The 4,755-nt window shown below is 34.6% G+C and carries 5 protein-coding genes and 1 tRNA gene; all 6 read left to right on the top strand.

The annotated features are described in order from the left end of the window. Positions 1–49 precede the first annotated feature (49 nt). The 6 genes from EUBIFOR_RS09475 (at position 50) to rplT (ending at position 4,736) form a co-directional block, all read left to right on the top strand. A complete protein-coding gene (locus EUBIFOR_RS09475) occupies positions 50–1,336 on the top strand; it encodes a hypothetical protein (RefSeq protein WP_003865818.1) in 1,287 nt (428 codons plus the stop codon). 12 nt (positions 1,337–1,348) lie between these two features. Then, positions 1,349–3,211, top strand: coding sequence for an ABC-F family ATP-binding cassette domain-containing protein (locus tag EUBIFOR_RS09470; RefSeq protein ID WP_003865817.1), 1,863 nt, complete (start codon positions 1,349–1,351; stop codon positions 3,209–3,211). An 83-nt stretch (positions 3,212–3,294) separates the two neighbouring features. After that, positions 3,295–3,370, top strand: a tRNA-Lys gene (locus EUBIFOR_RS09465). Between the two features lie 228 nt (positions 3,371–3,598). Beyond that, positions 3,599–4,150, top strand: a complete 552-nt coding sequence (infC, locus tag EUBIFOR_RS09460; RefSeq protein WP_040466462.1) for a translation initiation factor IF-3 — start codon at positions 3,599–3,601, stop codon at positions 4,148–4,150. Between the two features lie 13 nt (positions 4,151–4,163). Continuing rightward, positions 4,164–4,358 (top strand): 50S ribosomal protein L35, encoded by a 195-nt coding sequence (rpmI, locus tag EUBIFOR_RS09455; RefSeq protein WP_003865815.1) that lies wholly within the window; start codon positions 4,164–4,166, stop codon positions 4,356–4,358. An 18-nt stretch (positions 4,359–4,376) separates the two neighbouring features. Continuing rightward, the gene (gene rplT, locus EUBIFOR_RS09450; RefSeq protein ID WP_003865814.1) at positions 4,377–4,736 is read left to right on the top strand and encodes a 50S ribosomal protein L20; all 360 of its coding nucleotides are present in this window, start codon (positions 4,377–4,379) and stop codon (positions 4,734–4,736) included. Positions 4,737–4,755: the final 19 nt, after the last annotated feature.

The raw sequence follows: 4,755 nt of genomic DNA, 5'->3' as shown, positions 1-4,755 counted from the left end.
ACAGGTATCTCGTTGATACCTGTTTTCTTGTGTGATATAAATAAGGGGTATGAAAAAAACAAGAGTAATAAATAAAAGAAATTTAAGCACAATGATTATCGGAATGGTTACGATTGCAGTTGCGATTGTCTGTGTTTTTTTATATGTTTCAAAGCCGAAACAAACGAATAAATCATCTCAATCTTACTTGAATGGTGTGGATGTTGATAAATTACAGAAAAAGGTGGGAAAGGATTTTGAAGGTACGTATCTATTAAAGGATTATGTGGTTTATGGAGAAACGTTATCTTTGTACAAAAGTAAATATGGATCAACAGAAACAGATAAGATGCAAGGTAACAACATTGTATTAAGAAATGTCATGACGGATGCAACAACGAGTTTTACTTTTAATGGAAGCGTAGATTCAGGTGTTGATTTAGGAACTTTAAAAGAAGGAATCTATGAATTATATACTTATAATCATTTTGAAAAAGAGCGAATTTATTTCAAAGATGCTTTTAAGGCAAAAGCTATTACTACGATGCGTCGTGATGAAAAGGTGACTTCCGTATCTTTTATGGCGGATAAAAATGCATTGAAAGAATATGGAATTCAATTTAAGAAGAATTACGCTTTTATTATAGTAACAAATCAAGAACCAAATGAAGATATTTATGATGTGGTTATTGATCCATGCGGAAATGCGATGAATTATTTTTCGAATACAGTTGATGTTGGTGCAAGTACATCTATTTTAGATGAGGCTAGCTCTTCTTTAGAATTTGCCAAGAAAGTGAAAAAAGAATTGGAAAAGAAAGGCTTGAAAGTAAAAATTTTGCGTAAGGAAAATGAAACTCCAGGCTATTATGGAGCGAATGGTCGTCCAGCACGTGCTTATAAGACAAAGGCAAAATTATATTTAGCCTTAGGTGCTAGTTTAGATGAGAATGTTTATGCTCCATATATGTTAACGAGTCCTTATACAAATAGTGGATTGGCTAATACGGTTTCATATTTTATGGAACAAAATGGTTTGACTTTATATGAAGCAAGAACGAATACTACACAGGAGAACGGTGTTTTATACGATTCTTATGCAGAAAGTGATGATGGAAAAGTTTTAGAGTATGAACTTTATCCTCAATTAAGAGAAACGGGTGGAAGAGCTACATATGCAGGTGTATATGGGGATGAGTTTAAAAATGAAGATTATAAAGATGCATATGGAATGTATGGCCTTTATTTTTCATATGCGAGTGCAATGAATTCGCAAAGCGTTACTTACTATAATGAAAATGCGGATGCGATAGCTAAAATATTGGTTAAAAGTATTGTTAGATATTTTGAAATTTAAGGGTGATATAGTATGAAATTACAATTGAGCAATATTCAAAAGTCTTTTGGTGCCAAAACGGTTTTGGCTGGTGCAAATTTTCAAGTACGTGATAATGAAAAGATAGCATTAGTTGGACGTAATGGTTGCGGTAAAACGACGTTGATGAAAATTATTTGTGGGCAGGAAAATTATGATTCTGGAACACGTATGGTATTGAATGGAACAAACATTGGTTATTTAGCACAGATTACTTTTGTGGATGAGGAAAAGACTGTATATGAAGAGCTTTTAACAGCTTTTGATAAGGTTCGTGAATTAGAAAAACAATTAAATGAGCAGGCGGAAGTTTTAAAAACAGATTCGAGTGAAAAGCAACTTGCGAAATATGATGCGTTGCAGACTCGTTTTGAAGCTTTAAATGGATATCAATATGAGGTGGAATTAAAGAATGTATTTTTTCATTTTCAATTTGATGAGAATGATTTAAATAAAAAATTATGTGAATTTAGTTCGGGACAAAAAACAAGAATCGCTTTAGTTAAATTATTGTTGACGAAACCAGATATTTTATTGTTGGATGAACCTACAAACCATTTGGATATCGCAGCTATAGAATGGCTTGAAAATTATGTGAAGCATTATCCTTTTGCGGTTGTTTTGGTCAGCCATGATCGTATGTTCTTGGATCATGTTGTGGATGAAATCGTAGAAATTGAATTTGGTAAGACACAAAGATATGTGGGGGATTATTCGCATTATTTAAAGGCAAAAGAAGAATATTTAAAAAAGAATCATGAGGCGTATGTTCGTCAACAACAAGAAATTCATCGTTTAGAGGATTTGATTGAGAAGTTCAGATATAAAAAGAACAAAGCCGCTTTTGCGAAGAGTAAACAAAAATATTTGGATCGTATGGATAAAATTGAAGATAGTTCATCGGATACAAGTCAAATAAAGGCGGTGTTTACTTGTGCAAGAAAGGGTGGTAAACAAGTTCTTGATGTTGAAGATTTAAGTGTTGGCTATGATAAAGTGTTGTCTAAAGTGTCCTTTCAATTACTGCAAGGACAACGTATGGCCATTGTTGGACCAAATGGTATTGGTAAATCCACTTTGATCAAAACTTTGGTGAAAGAACTTCCTGCCATTTCTGGTAGTTTCAAATTTGGTCATCAAATCGATGTGGGATATTTTAATCAGGAAAGTGCCCAGATGAAATCTAATAAAAATGTTCTTGATGAATTATGGGATATGGATCCGGATGCAACGCAAACACAGATTCGTAATACGTTAGCTAGTTTTTTATTTACGCAGGATGAAGTGTTTAAAGAAGTGAATGATTTGTCGGGTGGCGAAAGAGTGCGTTTAGCTCTTGCGAAACTAATGTTAGAACATGATAATGTTTTACTTTTAGATGAACCTACAAACCATTTGGATATACCAGCTAAAGAAGCATTGGAATCGGCATTAGAAAAGTATGATGGAACCATTCTTTTTGTATCGCATGATCGTATGTTTTTAAAGAAAATGGCTACGCGCGTATTAGAGATGGATTCTGTAGGTAAAATCTATGATTTGAATTATGAAGAATACTTGGATAAAAAGGCGAATAATGAATTGGTAGAATCGGTAGCGAAGGTTGAAAAAGAGGTAAAACCACAAACGGTATCTTTTACGGATTTAAAGGCTATTAAAAATCGTGTTGCGAAACTTGAAGTTTTATTAGATGAGGCTGAGCAAGATTTAGAGGCTATGCGAGAATTAAGATATGAGCCAGAGTATTATCAAGATTATCGTAAGATGGAAGAGTTGGATGCAAAAATCGATGATAAGCATAATGAAATAGCCGCCTTAATGAAGGAATGGGAAGAAAAAATGGCTATGATGGAATAGGGGTGTCAAAGACATCCTTATTTTTTAAAAAAACAGTTGCAATCAAAAATATGTTATGGTAATATATATGGGCACTGATAAATGGACTCTTAGCTCAGCTGGCAGAGCAACTGACTCTTAATCAGTGGGTCTGGGGTTCGAATCCCCAAGAGTCCACCATTTATGTGTATAAGTCGATGAGTCGGCTTTATTTTTTTGAAAAAAATATTGCATATACCACATGTGTATGGTATTATCAATAAGTAAAAGAAATGGAAAGATAGAAGCACCCCTTCTCACCTGATGTCTAGAGGGACATAGGTTCACGGCCAATTCAGTTTGAATTCGTTTAAAAGAGTGATGGGTGTTGAATGCACCCATTTTCTTTTTGTGAAAATTAAAAAAAGGATGGTGTCGAATATCAATAACAGAAAAGTTGCCCCAAATAATGTAAACGATGATTTGTTTAACGAAAAGATTCCGTTTAGAGAAGTTCTTGTCATCAATGCGGATGGAGAACAATTGGGAGTTATGTCAAAAAAAGAAGCATTGGACATTGCATACAAACAAAATTTAGATTTGTTGTGTGTTGCACCCAAAGCGCGTCCGGCTGTGTGTAAAGTTTTAGACTATGGTCGCTATCATTTCGAACAACAGAAAAAAGCTAAAGAAGCGAAACGTAAACAACATGTTGTTGAAGTTAAATCTTTGCGTTTATCACCGATTATCGATACACACGATTTTGAAACTAAAGTACGTCAGACGTCAAAATGGATCGAAGCGGGTATGAAAGTAAAGATTGATATGCGATTCCGTGGTCGTTTGATCACTCGCTTGGAAGTTGGTCGTAAGATCATGAATGACTTCATCGAAGCTATGTCTGAAGTAGCTATCGTTGAAAAGAAACCTTCAATGGAAGGTAATACGATGTCAACAGTGTTGGCACCTAAAAAGAAGTAAGGAGGACTAGACTATGCCTAAAATGAAGAGTCATAGAGGATTAGCAAAACGTGTAAAAAAGACAGGTTCTGGAAAATTAAAGAGATCTCACGCTTATACATCTCACCGTTTCCATGGAAAGACTAAGAAACAACGTCGTCACTTAGCTAAACCAGGTACTGTACATGCTACAGATTACAAACGTATTAAGGAAATGTTAGTTAAGTAATTAAGGAGGATATAAAGAATGGCAAGAGTTAAAGGTGGAACAGTTTCACGCGCTCGTAGAAAAAAAGTGTTGAAACTTGCCAAAGGATACTTTGGATCAAAACATACATTATACAAAACTGCAAATGAGCAGGTAATGCATTCATTCAGATATGCATACAACGATCGTCGTAAGTTAAAAGGAAACATGCGTAAAATCTGGATTACACGTATTAATGCAGCTGCACGTATGAATGACTTATCATACTCTCGTTTAATGCACGGATTAAAATTAGCTAATATTGCAATCAACCGTAAAATGTTAAGTGAAATGGCTATTCACGATGCTGAAGGCTTCACTAAACTTTGCGAAGAAGCAAAAGCTGCTTTAAATGCATAATTAAACTGTCGTAAGACAG

It is taken from the genome of Holdemanella biformis DSM 3989 (assembly GCF_000156655.1).
Classification (GTDB): domain Bacteria; phylum Bacillota_I; class Bacilli_A; order Erysipelotrichales; family Erysipelotrichaceae; genus Holdemanella; species Holdemanella biformis.
Note: the sequence above shows the minus strand (reverse complement) of the source record. Positions and strands in the feature narration are given on the sequence as shown.

Bases quoted from the DNA above. Each gene is read 5' to 3' on its own strand.
- EUBIFOR_RS09475 (WP_003865818.1), top strand. From the start codon at position 50: ATGAAAAAAACAAGAGTAATAAATAAAAGAAATTTAAGCACAATGATT.
- EUBIFOR_RS09470 (WP_003865817.1), top strand. From the start codon at position 1,349: ATGAAATTACAATTGAGCAATATTCAAAAGTCTTTTGGTGCCAAAACG.
- infC (WP_040466462.1), top strand. From the start codon at position 3,599: ATGGTGTCGAATATCAATAACAGAAAAGTTGCCCCAAATAATGTAAAC.
- rpmI (WP_003865815.1), top strand. From the start codon at position 4,164: ATGCCTAAAATGAAGAGTCATAGAGGATTAGCAAAACGTGTAAAAAAG.
- rplT (WP_003865814.1), top strand. From the start codon at position 4,377: ATGGCAAGAGTTAAAGGTGGAACAGTTTCACGCGCTCGTAGAAAAAAA.